Source organism: Microcoleus sp. M2_D5 (genome assembly GCF_036701935.1).
Classification (GTDB): domain Bacteria; phylum Cyanobacteriota; class Cyanobacteriia; order Cyanobacteriales; family Microcoleaceae; genus Microcoleus.
In genome coordinates, this window is sequence record NZ_JAUBRP010000104.1 from 1 (window position 1) to 16,966 (window position 16,966).

Annotated in this window: 15 protein-coding genes; 8 read left to right on the forward strand and 7 right to left on the reverse strand. The window is 45.9% G+C overall.

Features of this window, described 5'->3' with window-relative positions:
* The coding region (locus QUA50_RS27130; RefSeq protein ID WP_333268362.1) for a serine/threonine-protein kinase PknK at nucleotides 1–1,995 on the reverse strand (1,995 nt) is incomplete at its 3' end.
* A 693-nt stretch (nucleotides 1,996–2,688) separates the two neighbouring features.
* Between QUA50_RS27130 and QUA50_RS27135 the strand changes: the two genes are divergently transcribed.
* Nucleotides 2,689–3,003 carry a hypothetical protein gene (locus QUA50_RS27135; protein ID WP_333268360.1) on the forward strand — a complete coding sequence of 105 codons (315 nt, stop codon included), beginning with the start codon at nucleotides 2,689–2,691 and terminating at the stop codon, nucleotides 3,001–3,003.
* Nucleotides 3,004–3,168: 165 nt separating this feature from the next.
* Here QUA50_RS27135 and QUA50_RS27140 read toward each other — a convergent pair whose 3' ends face one another.
* The 3 genes from QUA50_RS27140 to QUA50_RS27150 all read right to left on the reverse strand — a co-directional run bounded on the left by QUA50_RS27140 (nucleotide 3,169) and on the right by QUA50_RS27150 (nucleotide 5,495).
* A complete protein-coding gene (locus QUA50_RS27140; RefSeq protein ID WP_333268358.1) occupies nucleotides 3,169–4,296 on the reverse strand; it encodes an RNA-guided endonuclease TnpB family protein in 1,128 nt (375 codons plus the stop codon).
* On the reverse strand, nucleotides 4,296–4,937 hold the full coding sequence (locus tag QUA50_RS27145; protein WP_445243197.1) for an IS607 family transposase: 642 nt from the start codon (nucleotides 4,935–4,937) through the stop codon (nucleotides 4,296–4,298). The genes QUA50_RS27140 and QUA50_RS27145 overlap by 1 nt, the downstream gene beginning before the upstream one ends.
* Nucleotides 4,938–5,102: 165 nt before the next feature.
* Nucleotides 5,103–5,495, reverse strand: a complete 393-nt coding sequence (locus QUA50_RS27150; protein ID WP_333268356.1) for a hypothetical protein — start codon at nucleotides 5,493–5,495, stop codon at nucleotides 5,103–5,105.
* Nucleotides 5,496–5,979: 484 nt separating this feature from the next.
* Here QUA50_RS27150 and chlP point away from each other — a divergent pair, with 484 nt between their 5' ends.
* Complete coding sequence (chlP, locus tag QUA50_RS27155; RefSeq protein ID WP_333268354.1) at nucleotides 5,980–7,200, forward strand: geranylgeranyl reductase; 1,221 nt, start codon at nucleotides 5,980–5,982, stop codon at nucleotides 7,198–7,200.
* A 146-nt stretch (nucleotides 7,201–7,346) separates the two neighbouring features.
* Here chlP and QUA50_RS27160 read toward each other — a convergent pair whose 3' ends face one another.
* Entirely contained in the window at nucleotides 7,347–7,889 is a 543-nt protein-coding gene (locus tag QUA50_RS27160; RefSeq protein ID WP_333268352.1) for a Dps family protein, read from the reverse strand.
* 361 nt (nucleotides 7,890–8,250) lie between these two features.
* Between QUA50_RS27160 and QUA50_RS27165 the strand changes: the two genes are divergently transcribed.
* The 3 genes from QUA50_RS27165 to QUA50_RS27175 all read left to right on the forward strand — a co-directional run bounded on the left by QUA50_RS27165 (nucleotide 8,251) and on the right by QUA50_RS27175 (nucleotide 11,244).
* Nucleotides 8,251–8,496, forward strand: coding sequence for an Asr1405/Asl0597 family protein (locus tag QUA50_RS27165; protein WP_333268350.1), 246 nt, complete (start codon nucleotides 8,251–8,253; stop codon nucleotides 8,494–8,496).
* 73 nt (nucleotides 8,497–8,569) lie between these two features.
* Complete coding sequence (locus tag QUA50_RS27170) at nucleotides 8,570–9,232, forward strand: (2Fe-2S) ferredoxin domain-containing protein (RefSeq protein WP_333268348.1); 663 nt, start codon at nucleotides 8,570–8,572, stop codon at nucleotides 9,230–9,232.
* A 680-nt stretch (nucleotides 9,233–9,912) separates the two neighbouring features.
* Complete coding sequence (locus QUA50_RS27175; protein ID WP_333268346.1) at nucleotides 9,913–11,244, forward strand: hypothetical protein; 1,332 nt, start codon at nucleotides 9,913–9,915, stop codon at nucleotides 11,242–11,244.
* A 38-nt stretch (nucleotides 11,245–11,282) separates the two neighbouring features.
* Here the strand turns inward: QUA50_RS27175 and QUA50_RS27180 are convergent, their stop codons facing one another.
* Nucleotides 11,283–13,445, reverse strand: coding sequence for a flavin-dependent dehydrogenase (locus tag QUA50_RS27180; protein ID WP_333268344.1), 2,163 nt, complete (start codon nucleotides 13,443–13,445; stop codon nucleotides 11,283–11,285).
* A gap of 181 nt (nucleotides 13,446–13,626) precedes the next feature.
* Here QUA50_RS27180 and QUA50_RS27185 point away from each other — a divergent pair, with 181 nt between their 5' ends.
* Nucleotides 13,627–13,866, forward strand: coding sequence for a hypothetical protein (locus QUA50_RS27185; RefSeq protein WP_333057703.1), 240 nt, complete (start codon nucleotides 13,627–13,629; stop codon nucleotides 13,864–13,866).
* Nucleotides 13,867–13,907: 41 nt separating this feature from the next.
* Nucleotides 13,908–14,471 carry a Uma2 family endonuclease gene (locus tag QUA50_RS27190; protein ID WP_333268342.1) on the forward strand — a complete coding sequence of 188 codons (564 nt, stop codon included), beginning with the start codon at nucleotides 13,908–13,910 and terminating at the stop codon, nucleotides 14,469–14,471.
* Nucleotides 14,472–14,541: 70 nt separating this feature from the next.
* Here QUA50_RS27190 and QUA50_RS27195 read toward each other — a convergent pair whose 3' ends face one another.
* On the reverse strand, nucleotides 14,542–15,621 hold the full coding sequence (locus QUA50_RS27195) for a M23 family metallopeptidase (protein ID WP_333268340.1): 1,080 nt from the start codon (nucleotides 15,619–15,621) through the stop codon (nucleotides 14,542–14,544).
* 160 nt (nucleotides 15,622–15,781) lie between these two features.
* Between QUA50_RS27195 and QUA50_RS27200 the strand changes: the two genes are divergently transcribed.
* Nucleotides 15,782–16,495 (forward strand): phosphatase PAP2 family protein, encoded by a 714-nt coding sequence (locus tag QUA50_RS27200; RefSeq protein ID WP_333268338.1) that lies wholly within the window; start codon nucleotides 15,782–15,784, stop codon nucleotides 16,493–16,495.
* Nucleotides 16,496–16,966: the final 471 nt, after the last annotated feature.

The following is a 16,966-nucleotide window of genomic DNA, read 5'->3' on the forward strand; positions in this document are numbered from 1 at the left end:
GAAAAATCTTCTCTTCATCCCTTGGGCAAGTCGGTGGCAACTAGAATAACTGCTACCCCTACTTATTGAGCCGATACCCCCAATGCAAGCCGCAAGTTTCAGAACATCCTGAGTTTCGGCAGGCAACTTCTGCAATTGCGCCGCCATAAACTCCACCACATCCGAGGCGTCGGCAAATGTAACTTGATTAATATCGCACTGCCACCCCCCTTGTACGCCCCTCTGTCCCCCCTTGGTAAGGGGGGATGAAAGGGGGGTGGGGGATTGAGGGGGGTTAAAAATAATTTGACCATCTTCATGCAACGCCTTGAGGAATTGAGTCGAGAAAAAGGGATTACCTTGGGTTTTTTGATAAACCAATTCTGTCAGGGGTTCGGCAAAAGATAAATCGCAAATCAGCGTATCTGCTACCAACTGATTCATATCTGCTAAACTCAACGGTTGCAGGGTAATCGTATTCACCGTAGCTCCCGATTTCACAATCTCATCTACAGTCAACATAAACGGATGAGCCGGTGATACCTCATTATCCCGATAAGCACCCAATACTAACAGATGCCCCGTATCTTCCATCAACAGTTGTAGCAATTTCAGCGATGCCGAATCTGCCCACTGCAAATCATCTAAAAACATCACTAAGGGATGTTCTGCTTGGGTAAATACTTGCACAAATTTCTGCATCAGCAGATTGAAGCGATTTTGGGCGGCACTCCCCGACAATTCTAGTGCAGGACTTTGAGCGCCAATGATGTGTTCTAATTCAGGAATTACGTCAATCAAGACTTGCCCGCTCTCGCCTACTGCGGTGAAAATCCGGGTTTTCCATCTGTATAACTGAGCGTCAGTTTCTGATAACAACTGCCCCATCAATTCCCGAAATGCTTGCACAAATGCACTAAAAGGAATATTGCGTTGAAATTGGTCGTATTTGCCTTTGATAAAATAGCCGCGCTGTCGGGCGATCGGCTTGTGGACTTCATTAACTACTGCGGTTTTACCAATCCCAGAAAAGCCAGCTACTAGCATCATTTCGCCACTAGCATTACGAACTCTTTCAAAAGCTTTTAATAAATTATTAACTTCAGTTTCTCTGCCGTATAATTTTTCTGGAATCAAGAAATGGTCTGTAATATCCAGTGTTCCCAAGTCAAATTCTTCTATGCTATCGGTTTCTTGTAATTGAACGAGACACATTTCTAAGTCCTGCTTAATACCCAATGCAGTTTGATACCGATTTTCCGCATTCTTTGCCATCAGCTTGCTGACAATTTGCGAGACAATTAGGGGAATTTCTGGCTCGATTTCGTGTGGTGGAACTGGCTGTCTGGCAATGTGGCAGTGAACTAGCTCTAAAGCGTCTTCTGTCTCAAAAGGCAGTTTTCCTGTCAGTAATTCGTAGAAGGTGACGCCGAGGGAGTAAAAGTCAGTGCGGTAATCGATTGAGCGATTCATCCTACCAGTTTGTTCCGGCGAGATGTAAGCGAGGGTTCCTTCTAAAACGTTGGGATTTTTCAGGGTAGGCATTTCTCGCGTTAGCTGAGTGGAAATGCCAAAGTCGATTATTTTGAGCTGTCCTGTCGCTGGATTGAATACTATATTAGAAGGGTTAATATCCTTGTGTATAATATTGGCGCTGTGAATTTTCCCTAAAATTTCAGTAGTGGCGATCGCAATTTGCAGAAATTCCTTGAGGCTAAACTTTCGCTGCTGCATCCATATTTTCAAGGATTCCCCGCCAAAGTCCTCCACAAAAATCACAAGGCTGTTTTGGTATTTTTGCAAGTCATAAACTTGCACGACTCCCGCCTCTTTGAGCTCTCGGGTAATACGGTATTCGGTGCGGTAGCGTAGCAATTCTTGAGGTGTGGGGTAGCTTTCTTTGAGCAGTTTGAGGATGAGCGGTTGGCGATCCGCTTCCCGAAGGGCCCGGTAAACCAGAGAGTTAGCACTTTCGTAAAGCAGCTTCTGGACGGCAATGCCTGGAATGGACAGCATATTTATTTTTTTTGTAAAAATTAACGCGAAGTCAAAACACACCGGGTTCGTTGTATCGAGAATAGCGCTTTAGAAAGGAACAAATTATGTTTTTATAACACACTCTTAGTTTTTCGGCAGCGAAGTGGCTTTTAGGTAGTCTGGCATAGTAAGGGTAAGGAGTTATCATGCGACGTACCTAAGCCTTGTTAATTCTCAACTGCATGAATTGTCACCGTTTCTGTTATCCAAACATCGTTAAAAATTTTCCCACCCCCAGCGCTAAGCAAAATTTTGAATGTAGAGATTGTCACAGGCAGTTTTTTCACAACCAGAGACATCAACCGATTTGAGAAGAAACAAAAAAATTGAGCGATCGGCTTTTATTAGAAAAAATATCTTGAGTCGCGATTGTCAAAGTCACGAGGGTGTCCCCCCGCTGGTTCCAATACTTGTTTTTCAACAATTAGCATGAGTCCCCCGGAAAGTTCAAGTAAAGTCAAAAAAACCAGGCAAGCTAACGATCCAATGTGATGAAATGTAGTCGTTTTTAGGCAATAAGCTGTTCGGCATTTAAAGGGCTTGCGTAAGGTGCGTCAGCATCTAAGGTTTTCCGTTTCAGCGTAAGGGTTATAGCTGACGCACCCTACTAGCCTCGTTACTGGTTTAAATGCTCCACCGCTTAAGGGGAACAAGCACTGGAAATAGCTGCCAATGGATGCCTTAACCAAAGAAATTCTAGGGGTGTATATAGGAAGTCGAGATGAAATGGGTGCTAAAGGTTTTTGGGATTCCCTCCCAGTAGTGGACAGACAATGTGCCGTCTATTATACAGATTTTTGGGCAGGCTCAAAAAAAATTCCCCAGCGACACAAATCTCTGGGGGAAGATACTGGCAAAACTTCTGATAAGGAAAGATTCAATAACACCCTCCAGCAAAGGATATCTCGTTTGGTAAGAAAGACTTTGTTTTCATCTATCTATAAAGATATCCAATCATGTGAGTATCTTCTGGTATTTTATCCATGATTACAAAGTTTCTTTACCCGCTCTATAAAACTTACCCAAAGCTACCCATTGCTCGAAAGATTTGGACTTTAGTGTTTACTTCCTGTTTCAACGTAGTCTCAGAATGACTTCTGAGGGTTTATCTACTCCACAGGCAATCTCGGTAGAGCTTACCGTTTGACTTGCTTAATCAGAGCGAATCGGAATGTAAATTGCTTCAAACCATCGCTCGATATTTTTAGCTGCGTTTAAGTCTCTATCTTCAGTATGACCGCAATCAGGACATACATAAACTCGATTCTTTAACGGCATTTTGTGGCGGTGTTTTCCACAATTTGAACAGATTTGAGAACTAGGAAATAAGCGGGCAACTAGAATTAACTGACTAGAAAACTTTTCAGTTTTATATTCTAGTTGCCGTTGAAATTCGTACATTCCACAATCAGCAATTGCACCAGCTAATTTGTGATTTTTCAAAAATGCTTTAATACTCAAATCCTCAATTTTAATCACCCTGTGGTTTTTAGCGAGATAATTTGTGAGTTTGTGAATAGCATCTTTGCGGATAAATGAAATACGAGAATGCAGCTTTGCTAACTTTCTAACAGCCTTAGTCCGGTTTTTTGAGCCTTTGACTTTACGGCTAACAGAGCGTTGCAGTCGCTTCATTTTTTTACTCATTTTCCGGTAAGCTTTGGGGTTAGCAAAAACTTTTCCGTCACTGGTGACAGCCAACTCTTTAATACCAATATCAACGCCAATAGAGGGACGATTTAAAGGTGTCGTGGGCTGTTCTATCTCGTATTTGATAGCTATAAACCATTTGTCAGCTGTACGACTAATTACGCAGTTGTGAGTAGCCGTAATGGGTAAAGGCTCGTGCAATCGTACCCAACCAATCTTAGGAAGCTTGACGCGCTTGCCATCATTGCTAATACCAGGTTTAGCTTTAGTACCTTGCTCAAGATAGAAACTGTCTTTAGACTTGCCTTTTTTCTTGAATCTAGGCTGTTTGGAAACTTTTTTAAAGCATCTATCCCATGCTGTCCTCACCTCTGCTAAAGCTTGTTGTGGACTTGCCTTCGAGCTTTGATAATACCAGGGATTAACTGGTTTGATTTCAACAACTAGACGTTTGTGCAAGTCAATAGCAGAAGGGATTTTAACTGTTTTGTCAGTTTCTCTAAGTTGTAAAGCTTCCTGAATAACAGCATTGCCAAAATTGTAAGCGTGTCTAGCTACTCCACAATGTTGACGGAATAGAGTCACCTGTTTGTTATTAGGTTTTAATTCCGTCTTGAAACTGAGTAGCATTATTTTACGTCCTCTACCGCTTTAGCTATACCATCAATTAATTTTTTGTTTTTGTGGCTTCTAGCGCCGTAAAGTCTAGCGCTAAAAACTTGGATTAATTCAATCATGTCTTGAACTAATTCCTGTTCACAGCTCAACTCATCCGGTGATTTATTGACAATTACTACCTCGCATTCAAACTCTTCACACATTGAGAAAACTAGCTCGGAACCGAATCTTAGAAGCCTGTCTTTGTGAGTAATAACAAGTCTACCAACATCACCAGACATGATTCGTTTAAGTAACTTTGTCAGTCCTTTTTTCTTGTAATTCAATCCAGAACCTAAATCTTGAATTGTTTCAAACTGCCAGCCATTAGCAGCGCTAAATGATTCCAAAACAGCAGCTTGACGCTTCAAATCTTCTTTTTGATCGTGACTAGAGACTCTGGCATAGTTGATAGTGATTCGCTCGTCTGCCTGACTTAAGTCTCTGGGAGTGATTCGTTTGATGTCTGCAAGGTAGAATCGTCTTTGTCCAGTGGGAGAGCGCTCAAATCTAATCTTGCCTGCATCTGTCCAGCGTCTTAATGTTTTTGTCGAAATGCCAAGCTCTTTAGCCGCTTCCCCTATTGAGAGTGTCACTTCTGATTGAGTCTCCAAAGTTGCTTACCTCTAATAATACAACTTATAGTTACCCATTTCGGGAAGAATGTCAAGAGGTGTCTAACAAAAATTTTCAGAATCCTACCCTAAAAATGTTTAGGATTTTTCGTTGGTATGCAGGACTACCAGACTTTGTTCTCATGATTTTGGAGAGTCTTCGATCTACTTCCGCTTACCCTTCCCGGCTACAAACTCCCGCAGCCGAAGTAAACTAGCAGTTTGCCCCAAATTCAGCGGCAGCAGCGACACTCCCTCCAACCGAGACTGCACCCAACCGTCGCCCCAATACCACTCGTGAAATCCGTCAATTCCCTGACTCAATAACAGCCGCAGACAATTGTGCTCAACAAGATCAACGTGATGCTGAACTGCCACGGGGCCCAGCCAACTCGTAAAGGTCAAACCTCGAGCAAATTCTTCCGGCAAACCGCTAGACAACTGCTGCGGCCACAGCCACTGCTGCAATTGACTCGGACGCAACAAGCTGTCTCTAATCGCTGTTTCGGAAGCTTCAAGCTCGATCCGCAGGTTGCTTTGTTGAAAATTACCGAGCATAGGAATTTGAGATATAAGTGCAAGTAACTTTAATGTAACTTATTGCAACGCATCCAGTTGTAAGGTGCGTCGCTCTTAAAAGTATGATGTGATTTGAAGATTGTCGATCGCGACGCACCTTACGGCATCGGATTTAGGGCTGACGCATGGGAACTCAGAAACCGGGTTTTTTACGAAAATACTGGTTTATAGCCCTTAATATCGGTAAAAACCCGGTTTCTTGGGTGGGAGTGCGTCGCTCTTAGAGATGTTCGATCGCACACCAGGGCAGATCGACGCACATCACCGTCCATGCACCTTCATCTACACTGAAAGATTTAAGATGTTCGATCGCACCCCTCGCCCCAGACCCCATTTTCGTATCGAACTGTTAAGGTCTGTTTCATTTCATTGAAATCTCCCCTGCTTCACCCCACCGCATCCAAACTCCGTGATACCATCACACCTGAGTAATGCCTATAGTAAAAAACTGGAGAGAAAAGCTTTGACACTAAGGGTTGCAGTAGTAGGTTCAGGCCCTGCGGGTTCTTCCGCCGCCGAAACATTGGTAAAAGCAGGCATCGAAACATACCTATTCGAGCGTAAATTAGACAACGCCAAACCCTGCGGTGGGGCGATTCCCCTGTGCATGGTCAGCGAATTTGACTTGCCGCAAAGTATTATTGACCGCCAAGTCAGAAAAATGAAAATGATCTCCCCCTCCAACGTCGAGGTGGACATCAATATTGAAAACGCCCACGAATACATCGGTATGTGCCGCCGCGAAGTGCTCGATGGCTTCCTGCGCGATCGCGCCGCTTCCTTGGGTGCAAAACTGATTAACGGCACCGTTCACAAATTAGACATTCCTTCAAACAACACCGACCCCTACACCTTGCATTATGCCGACCACTCCGACGGCAGCGCAATGGGAATTCAGAAAACTCTGAAGGTGGATTTGGTAATTGGGGCTGACGGCGCTAACTCTCGCGTAGCAAAGGCGATCGACGCTGGCGACTACAATTATGCGATCGCCTTCCAAGAGCGCATCCGCCTGCCTGAAGATAAAATGGCTTACTACGAAGACTTAGCCGAAATGTACGTCGGCGACGACGTATCTACCGACTTCTACGCTTGGGTGTTCCCCAAATACGACCACGTAGCCGTCGGTACCGGCACGATGAAAGTCAATCAAGCAAGTATCAAAAAACTGCAAGCAGGCGTCCGCGCCCGCGCTGCCAAAAAACTCCTCGGCGGTGAGATTATTAAAGTGGAAGCTCACCCCATCCCGGAACATCCGCGTCCCCGCCGGGTTGTCGGCCGAGTTGCACTCGTAGGCGACGCCGCAGGTTACGTTACCAAGTCTTCCGGCGAAGGTATCTATTTTGCCGCCAAGTCTGGCCGGATGTGCGCCGAAACTATTGTGGAGATTTCCAATAAAGGCGCGCGCATTCCGACGGAAGAGGAAATCAAGCTTTACCTGAAGCGGTGGGATAAAGCCTACGGCATTACTTACAAAGTTCTCGACATTTTGCAGCGCGTGTTTTACCGTTCCGATGCAACTCGCGAAGCTTTTGTGGAAATGTGTGCCGATCGCGACGTGCAGAAACTCACATTCGATAGCTACTTGTATAAGACTGTAGTGCCGGCCAATCCCTTCATTCAGATGAAGATTACCGCCAAAACCATTGGTAGCTTGTTGCGCGGCAATGCTTTAGCGCCTTAGTTCCCTGGTTGTCAACGCACTTTGTATAAAAAAGCGGGCAGTTAGAAAACTGCCCGCTTTTGTTATATCTAAGATAATGAACTGTTAAAATTCACAGGCGAGACGCCTGTGCCACGTGTGCTAAGGAAGAGGGAGAAGAAGAATTGTTAGTTCAAGTTCAACTGCACTAAGGTATCGGGGGCGAGGAAGTGGGAAATGTGATAAGCCCGTTCCTCGGTTTTCAGCAGGATTTTTTCGTAGAGGTAGCGGGTAGCTCGATCGCCCAAACTTTCTGCTTGCCCTGCTTGACGGCGCAGCAAACCTATAATAGCTTGCTCCGCTGTCAAATCGTGTTCTAGCATTTGGCGGCAAGAATACACGCCGTCTGGTTCCGGCTCGAAACAGCACAGTTCGGCTAACTTGCTAAAACCCGCTGCTGGTATGCCGCCCAACCCGTTTAAGCGTTCGCCCAACTCGTGGACGCTATCTTGAGCTTCTCCGTAGCTTTCTTCAAAGAATTTGTGCAAGGAGTAGAATTCTGCCCCTTCCACCACAAAATGATGTTTTTGATATTGCAGGTATAGAGCCTGAAAACTGGCCAGCAGCGCGTTCATCCCTTCACAAATCGGTGCTGTGACTGAATGTTCCAGTAGAACTGGGTTTTCGGCTATGTGGCCAAATGGTCTCAATGCACTCTGAGTCTGGGCCATGTGTGTTCTCCTCTCAATAGGCAGTTTTGTTGCCAATATAGTCAGTCTAGCACCCTAGATTTACCAGTCAAGCAGCGTCTGCCTCGATAGTGGAATATTTTGTAGAGTAGGAATTTTTTTCTGTAAACCTATTGAGAATTATTAGCAGTTGGGTTATGCTTAAAAAGATTCTCGTTCTGAACGCTTCCTGAAAGTGGGGCGAACCTTCAGAAGGCAGAAGGCAGAAGGCAGAAGGCAAAAGGCAGAATTTTTCAGGAAGGGCTTGCGATCGTCTTTGATGTTCTGCTGAAGTCTGGCTTTTAAGTTCTACCCGCTACCAGTCAGGGTAAAAATTAATGCAAATTATTACTGTTGTTAAAAAATGAATCCAGCAGATCCAGAATTAGAAGTTTGTGACATTGTGCAAGTTAGTTGGCTAGATAGGTGGCAAGTTTACAAACGCTTGCAAGAACTAGAAATTCCCTGCTGGTGTGCGGTTAACCAACCTTTGCGCGCAAAAGTCAACACTGTCAAACAAGCGGCTCAGTTAATGAGCGTGTTGAGGCAAGTCAGTGCCCCTCGGTGCGAACTGGTGCAGTGGCTGGAATACTGCTGGCAAAGGGGCTAAAGGTAGAAGCAAGTTCGGCAACGAGCAGTGTAGAAGATGTAACGGATGTAACGGATTTAAAGGAGTCATAACAATGTATAAATCTGGCAAGCAAGTTTCCGAATTCAGTTTAGAGGGAGAAATCCTCAGCCTGATTATTGAAGATGGTTATAAACTTAAATATTTGCGAATTAGCAGCGATCGCAAAGTAGAATATCTTGTTAAACTTTCCAAGGAATTGCGGTCATTTCTGTCGCCTATTTTGACACCGGGGTTGAGAGTTCAAGTTGTAGGTGAGAAAGAACTCAATTTGAAAAACGGTAAAATAAAACTTAAAGCTCGCAGCCTCAAGCTGGCTGAGGGCTACGACGATCGATCGCACGAACACCTCGACTCCACCAATGTACCTGTTGGGGTATTGACATCCGACGATCGCGCGATCGGCAAAACCCAAGTCACCTCTCCCACTGCGGCTCAAACTGTAAAAGCTCCGGCAAAAACCCAAACCAAAATATTAGTATGTCAAAAATCCGACTGCCTGAAGCGGGGCGCTGGAGGAGTCTGTAAAGCTTTAGAAAATGCTTTGAATGCGCGCGGTTTAGAAGACAAAGTGACAGTACAGGGAACCGGATGTCTCAAACAGTGTAAAGCAGGCCCAAATATAGTCGTGATGCCGGACAAAACTCGCTACACCCGCATTGCACCGGCAGAAGTTCCAGCAATCATTGACAAACACTGTGCAGTTGTTAAAGCTTAGGCGATTGCCGAGATACCGAAACAGTGCGTTAGAGATCGGGAAAAATTATTTTAATAGGACTCTGGGCGAAAAACTCACCGAAAAACGAGCCCGGCGTGCCCCTGGCTTTAGACACGGGGAGGAAGTCGGCTGCGGTTTCAACCGCCTTCAATATTTTTTTACACAACTGATTGAAAGGTTGTATTAGAATTAGATTGCAAGTAAAACAACCATCTACGTGTTGAAACACGCCTTGTATCGGAGAAATCCCGGCGAGCGTGAGCCACCACACTCTTGAGGAGTAGTAAGCCTGTACAACTGACAAGTAATGACAGAGTGTGAAGCGTACCTATCTCGCAAAAGTGATGGATTATGAAAGCAAACACAATTTAAAAGTAAGCGCAATTGCAATACCCTTCGTACTGGTAGTTGTTTTGAGCGTATAGAGGTGCTTTGATAACGCCTTTGAGAGTTTTCGGATTCATTCAAGAATCCCCGTGGCTTCAGCCGTGGGGAGTATCAAAGGCGCATCTTACGTTTTAATTTGAGTTCGAGTTGTAGTTCGATCGCGCCACTCGATTCAGAGGTTATTGTCCCAAAAAACCGGAAAAAGGCCAAAACTATCACTTAGGGGCTTTTTTCTGTAGAATCTCTAAGGATAGACTGTATCACAGACCCTGTGACTATTGGGATAAAAAGCCATGTCAGAAGCTGATCTTCGAGCCCATCAGCACCAACCGCACCCTGCTGTTCCATCCGATACCGAACCATTTCATTCAGATTTTGCTGCTACTGGGGGTTTTGAGCCGATCGCCCCCGATGCGACAGACACTCCCGCAACGGTTCCCCAACAGCCAGAAGAAGACTGGCAAACAGTAGATTTTCCCAACGCCATCAGCGTAGATGCAATTCCCACAAAACCCGAAACAAAAAATTCGCAATCTCCGACACAGCCGGCGGAGGCGGGCTCGCCCCCGATTTCAGACAATCTAAAAAATATGCTTGGGAATGCCGAACAGGCCAAGGGCAAAGGATCGACCCCAGTCACCCTCATGCAAGCGCTGCACGAATGCAACCGCGACCTTTTACAGCGCATCGCCCAGCTAGAAACAGCTCTCGAAGAGTCCCAAAAAACATTGCAGCATCGCGAAACTTTGCTACAACAGCGGACTGCAGAACTCGAAAATACTCAAGAACAATTGACGCGGCTGTTTGGCAAAGTGGAAGTTTCCCATCAAACCCTCCAAAGTCAAGAAATTTTAGTCGAAAGTTTAAGAAGTCAGTTGGCAACCAGCCAAGTCAGGCTAGCGACTGTTGAGCGAGAATGTGCGTCTACTGTGCAGCGCTACAACGAACAGTTACATCAGTTAGTAGCCACAGAAAATATTTGCAGGGAATTGCGAGCTCGCTTGCACCGCCAGCAGCGCCACACTCTGCAATTCAAAGCTGCCTTGGAAAGAAGTTTGGACAGGCCACAGGTAAAGTCGCCGAGGATCGAGCCGCCTGACAATAATCTCGACACCGCCAGCGCACAATTAGAATCTTTGCTCGCGGCGGTCAAAAGCTCTCAAATGCCGGTGCCGCCAGCCTTCAACGCTTCCCCTGTCCAACCTTGGTCGGAACCAGAAGAGCTTGCAGAGGTAGCTGCTGCTGTTGAGGCGATCGAGCCTGAAGCCCCAGCCAATCAGGAACTCAACAAATTAGCCCAAGTATCCGTCATTCAATTGCAGGAGATCGAAACCTACCAGCCTGATGAGCCAGCAACTGACTCGGCCGAACCGGTTGCGGAACCTGAACTGCCGGTGGCTGAGTCTGAACCCGAAACTGCTACCAAAGAGGACACCCAAGAATTGGCCAGGGCTTTTCAAATTTTGAACTCCGTTGAAACCTTTGGCATTCAAGAAGTGCGATCGAGTGTGGCAAAACCTACAGCAGTCGCCCAACCAGACTGGCTGAGCTTGATTGCCAGTCCGCTGCGGGCTTCTAAAAAACGCCGATCGCTAGCTGAAATTGAATTGCCGAGTTTTCGATAGCGAATTGAAGTTGCTAGTTTTGAGTTAAAACTCAAAACTCAACACTCTTTTCTCCCCTTTCCCATGCCGTAGGTGAGAGCATAGCTGGTAGCCAACAGCCACAGCCAAACAGCCGGATACCGGGGCTCCAACCAAGGCTGTACCCTGCGGGCGAAGCTGGGAAGCCATCCGAACAGCAAACTGGCCAAAGCCAGCAGAGTAAAATTCAAGTAACTTCCCAGCCAGCGCCAAATATCCCCCAAGGTGACAAAATCTAAAATCCACAACAGGAGAGAAGGGTTTTTTCCGGCTGCTTCGATCGCCAGTCGATTGAAAGTTAGCCAGTCGGTTCTGTCTTTAATAAAAGTTTCGGCGACGGCGAGTTTTTGTGCTGCCAAAATACCGAAAAAGGTATTGAGCATTGAATTAATTCTTTGGGGTGGCAAACTGCTGCCGGTAGGAACCATCATGCCTTTAGAAAATAGCCAAGTTACTGAAATATTGCTCTGGTAGGCGCGAATTTGGTTTAAGTGATTTGCCGTCAACAAATTGTGCTTTAATGCTGTATCCAACAGGTCTGTTAAGCGGAAAAGATTGCGGACAAGAGAGCCGAAGCCGGTGAAAACGAGGGGAGATTGCAAGGATGCTGCGTCGCCGATCGAGACTAGGCGATCGATCGCCACGGAGCGATCGCTGCTGTTGCTGCTAAAATGCCCCGGAATATAACCAAAGGTCGGTTTTTTCCACACCAATTTATCGACATCGCAGCGGCGGTATTCCGGCAAAATTGCGAAAAAATCTTCGTACATTTCCAGCAAAGAACCGGGATTCTCTGGATGTACTTGGTGGTAGTGAAATAGATAAACTGTCAGTTCTGTGCCGGCGCCGGGAAACAACTCCCAAATGAGCTGGCGTCCGCGGGAAATGTCCCCGTGAGTGTGGAGTACATCCCCGTAATCGGAATCCCATATTCCCGGCTCAAATCCTCCGTCGATGACTGCTCCCACTGTCGGACAAACGCTGTCAAAAGTTCGCCCTTCGTTCAATTGCCAAGCGATGGGAGAAGCCGACCCCATTGCATCCACCAGCAGCCGTCCTAATGCAGTGCGATCGGCTTTTGTCGGCAAGTGGCGGCCCTGAACTACTACTTTTTCTGCTGCAACATCGGCTCTAAGAAACTCAGTTTCATCCCAGATTTCTCCACCAGCTTCTGTTAGCTTAAGTCCCGCTAAATTCAGCAATTTCTCTCCGTCCAAAGCGACATTGAGTACCTTTGGTGTGTGCAGAACAGGCGCTTTAGCCACGGGCGGATTGTTAGCATCAAAAAACTTGTTGTAGCCATCTTTGTATTCTCTGGCAATCAAAGTTTCGATTTCTGCAGCAGTAAACAAACCCAAATCAATTAAGCTTTGAATTTCGTCCCGCGAAATATTCCACTCGCGATTCATCCGCCCGAAAGGCATTCGCTCAACTAGCAGCACCCGGTAGCCCAATCTAGCCATGACTGCGGCGTGAATCACTCCCAAGGCCCCGCCAATATAAATTAAGTCGTAAAAAGTATCGCCAGAATCAGACACCGAAACTGTACTTTTTACCTTCTTCTTAACATCCGTTACATCCGTTAAATCCGTTACAGAATCCGTTGCCGAACCCTCTTCCCTCAAAAACACTACTTGTTTTGGTTTTTGAGGATTGCGAGTGCCTTCGCGCCAACGCTGTTCCCACCAGTAGACGCGCTTGAGGTCATATTCGCCATTAGGCATTTTTTGGAAGTATTTGACGGTCAAGGGGTAATACGGGGCAAGAGCCTCAAAAATTGACTGCTTGGAGAGGTCTATGACAGGGGGTTCCCGGTAGCGATCGGGAAACTTGTTTCTTACAGCAAGATTCAGAGCTTCCAGGAACTTTTTTTCTCCCGCAGGCGCCTCTTCTAGACGAAAGACTTTTAAATAAGTGGTGCGTTGCAGTGACCAGACAAAGGTGGAAAGTTCTGTCGATCGCCAATTTTGGTTTCCTGAATTGGTGTCAGCCAAGGCGGGTTTTGGATTGGCTTTTTGAGTTTCAGACTTCTGAACGTCGGCTGTTGTGCCTGGTGAAAGCAGGCGAAAGCCGTCAGCAGTAATAATTTTTTCTCCGATTCCGGGATCGAATTCGTGCTGCAACCAAGTGCAGACTGCTGCTGTATCTGGTGTCGGAACTTCTAGATAAAGAATTTCTTGCATGATTAGGGTCTCAATTCTGAATAAATTAATAAAGATGGGGGAGTTGACAAGGGAGCAAAGTAGGCTATACTCCCGAATACTTATTTAGTTTTAAATAAGTTTACAGTGTTCTCAGATTTTTAGCTGATTAGCCGGAAGCCCCACAGCGGCTGAATATCTACTCCCTTCGGTATGCACTCCTATGAATTATCCCATTCCTACGAATCCTCAAGAAATGATTGCTTTGCGACAGCAGCCGCTGAATGAAGAATTGGTGGCGTCGGCGATCGCGGGTGTGATTCAAATAGCTCGATCGCGATCTCAGTCTTTGGATGAATTGAAGGCTGAGGTACTCGCCGACGACAATCTGCTCGATTTTGCTCAGAGGCTATGGCTGAGCGACATTGTGGCTCAAGCTTGGAACAATTTGCCTGATTACTAGATTGGTGCTAAAAGATATACTTCATTAGAGGTGAACTTAAAATGGTACAAACAAGATTAAAATCCTTAACTTTAGAAGAGTTTCTCCAACTACCCGAAACCAAACCTGCCAGCGAATACATTGATAATCAAATTATTCAGAAGCCAATGCCACAAGGGAAACACAGTGCGACTCAATGTGAACTAATTATTTTCATTAACGCTATATTAAAACCCAAAAAAGTTGCACGAGCATTTCCAGAACTCCGGTGTACCTTTGGCGGAAGGTCAACAGTGCCTGATGTTTCAGTATTTGTCTGGAACAGAATTCCAGCAGATGATAACGGCGAAATTGCTAATGTCTTTCCCATATCTCCTGATTGGACAATTGAGATTTTGTCGCCAGACCAAAGTCAAACTAAAGTTACTAAAAATATTCTCCACTGCTTAAATCATCAAACTCAAATGGGCTGGCTGATCGATCCCGACGAACAATGCGTTTTTGTTTATGTTCCCCAGCAACAGACAGCAGTATTTGATGAACCCGAAATGCTGCTACCTGTGCCGTCCTTCGCTAGCGAACTGCGGTTGAGTGTGGGAGAATTATTTGGCTGGCTGCTGAAATAATCTTCGGAAGAGTGTCCTATTTTTAATCTTTTTTACTTTTCCCTACTAACAACAGTTAACAGTTAATGGACTAACGCAACTCTACTTCTCGCTTGACTTCTGTCAAAACTCGATCGCCCCGCGTCAACCGGTATTCGGCCCGCCAAACTCCGGGAGTCAGAGGAGAATTTGTACTGTTTCTTTTGCCGACATAGCCCAACCAAGTGCGGTTGGGGGCTTTAATTTCATTGGTCCGATCGGCGATGGTTGTGCCGTTGGGTGCAAATAATTTGTATTGTTCGCGATCGCCCTTGAGCACTCCGTAACTTTGCACCCAAAACAACAAAGCTGGACTGTTTACAGGGAGTTGAGTTTCGGAAAATTGTCCTTCCCAGACAGCGTTGATATCGGGTGCCTTATTGGCAAAACCGGCCCGAATTAAACCTGTGGAAATATAGTCTAGAGGTTTGTCCCAAATAGGATTGCGGGCGATGTTGCAGCCTACCTTCGCGTCGGGGCCGACAAAGGGATCTACGGCTTTGCCTTGATAGCGATAAGTTACGTGTACGTGGGGGAAAGATGCCATCCCAGAGTTTCCCACCATGCCCAAAACAGTGCCTTTTTCTACCTGCGTCCCCGGTTTGACGGCAACGCTGCCTTGGCGGAGGTGGCAGTATTGGGCTTCCCAACCACCGCCGTGGTCAATTACCATGCCGTTGCCGCATTCTGTCCCTGCGATGCTGGCTTTGTCTGTATCGTTCTGTAAACGCCGATCGACCACACCATCTCGCACTCGCAATACTTTGCCTGCAGCGGAAGCAATAACTGGAACTCCTTTTGCCATTGCTTTGGCGTCGGGAATGGCAAAATCTGTGCCGTCGTGGCCGTCGTAGGTTTGGCGCCCGCAGCCAAAATCGACGGCGGTGGGGCCGGGTTCTCGATCGAAATACAGCAATACAAAACAGTCTTTGCCTAGGGTACAGTCGATCGGCTGACCGAATTGCGGGTTGTTGGGCTTTTGGGCGACTGCGGCAGAAACGAGACGCTGGGCGATCGTGTTGGCTTCGGCGATCGGCGCACTTACTCCGCTGTTATTAGCACAACTAAACAGACTTGTCAAGCCCAATGTCAACAAAATTGCAGAAATGTATTTTGTGGAGAGTATAGTCATTCGCCGATTGGATGTAAAAGCTGAGGTCGGTAGTGAAAAATCAATTAATCATTCAGAATAGAGTTGCTCAAGAATCTAGACGATGGGTAAGGCGTTTTCGTTTCCTATCTTTGTTGTATTATTTTGAGTGGGAAATTTTAAAATTTTAATTAGTTCTAGAATGGGTTCTCAAATTCGATCGCTCATTTCGATAATTCGGCTTACCGGGCTTGCTGTTGCGGCTTTGGCGATGTGGGGATTTGCCACCATTGCCGAAGACGTGTTGGAAAAAGAAAGTTACGCTTTCGATACGTCTATTTTACTAGCTCTGAGGGAATTGCACACTCCGCTGCGCGATCGAATAATGCTGGGCTTTACCTTTTTGGGTGAGCCGAAGTTGCTGCTAGTGATTTGTCTGACGTTGGGTATTGTTTTGCTAGCGCGCAATCACCGATCTGAAGCTGCAACTATTGCGCTCGCCGCTGGGGGAGCGATCGGTTTAAATTTACTGTTAAAAAAACTTTTTGCCCGCGATCGACCTCAACTTTGGGAGCGTGTTGTTAATGTAACATTTTACAGTTTTCCTAGCGGTCATGCAATGATTTCAATGGTGATTTACGGTTTGCTAGGATATTTTTTGGGTGTACGATTTCCCAAGCAGCGCTGGTCGATTTACAGTTTGACAGTTGTCTTAATTGCTGCTATTGGTTTTAGCCGGCTTTACCTAGGAGTTCATTGGCCTACCGATGTTATTGCTGGTTATACTGCTGGTTTGGTGTGGCTAATTACCTGTATTATCACTTTGGAAATATGGAAGGAATTGCGTTCTTTGACTACAGCTTCTAAAGAAAAGTTTTTCTCACCAGATCCCTCTCAAGAAATAACTAATGACTGATGACTGATGACTGATGAATACAGCACTTTGCTTAACAATTACGTACAATAGTAGAGGTGGTAAAAAAGAGAAAAATGAAACCCTACTCCCTAGATATGCGTCAAAATATCGTTGACCAAAGGAGAAGCAGGTAACACCTCTATTCGGAAAGTAGCAGAAAGATTTCAAGGAGCGTAAAAGTACGGTACAAGCACTACTAAAGCGAAAAAAAGAGACAGGAAAATTACTCCATAGTCAGGCTTTCGGGTGGTAAACCGAGCCTACTGTTTGGTCACGAACAACAGATTGAAGAGATGGTAGCTCAGTATCCAGATTACACACGCTTCAGAATACTGTGAGTATTGGCACGAAAAAACAGGAGTAGGGTTGAGCGAGAGTGCCATGTGCCGATTCCCTGGGGGGGTGACAAAGATGCCTAAGAGATAGACCGAATCAGGGTTGCAGCCCGCATACCTTGTTGATAAAAGCGAC

Bases quoted from the DNA above. Each gene is read 5' to 3' on its own strand.
- QUA50_RS27175 (WP_333268346.1), top strand. From the start codon at position 9,913: ATGTCAGAAGCTGATCTTCGAGCCCATCAGCACCAACCGCACCCTGCT.
- QUA50_RS27190 (WP_333268342.1), top strand. From the start codon at position 13,908: ATGGTACAAACAAGATTAAAATCCTTAACTTTAGAAGAGTTTCTCCAA.
- QUA50_RS27180 (WP_333268344.1), bottom strand. From the start codon at position 13,445: ATGCAAGAAATTCTTTATCTAGAAGTTCCGACACCAGATACAGCAGCA.
- QUA50_RS27200 (WP_333268338.1), top strand. From the start codon at position 15,782: ATGGGTTCTCAAATTCGATCGCTCATTTCGATAATTCGGCTTACCGGG.
- QUA50_RS27195 (WP_333268340.1), bottom strand. From the start codon at position 15,621: ATGACTATACTCTCCACAAAATACATTTCTGCAATTTTGTTGACATTG.
- QUA50_RS27170 (WP_333268348.1), top strand. From the start codon at position 8,570: ATGTATAAATCTGGCAAGCAAGTTTCCGAATTCAGTTTAGAGGGAGAA.
- QUA50_RS27140 (WP_333268358.1), bottom strand. From the start codon at position 4,296: ATGCTACTCAGTTTCAAGACGGAATTAAAACCTAATAACAAACAGGTG.
- QUA50_RS27165 (WP_333268350.1), top strand. From the start codon at position 8,251: ATGAATCCAGCAGATCCAGAATTAGAAGTTTGTGACATTGTGCAAGTT.
- QUA50_RS27185 (WP_333057703.1), top strand. From the start codon at position 13,627: ATGAATTATCCCATTCCTACGAATCCTCAAGAAATGATTGCTTTGCGA.
- QUA50_RS27150 (WP_333268356.1), bottom strand. From the start codon at position 5,495: ATGCTCGGTAATTTTCAACAAAGCAACCTGCGGATCGAGCTTGAAGCT.
- QUA50_RS27160 (WP_333268352.1), bottom strand. From the start codon at position 7,889: ATGGCCCAGACTCAGAGTGCATTGAGACCATTTGGCCACATAGCCGAA.
- QUA50_RS27135 (WP_333268360.1), top strand. From the start codon at position 2,689: ATGGATGCCTTAACCAAAGAAATTCTAGGGGTGTATATAGGAAGTCGA.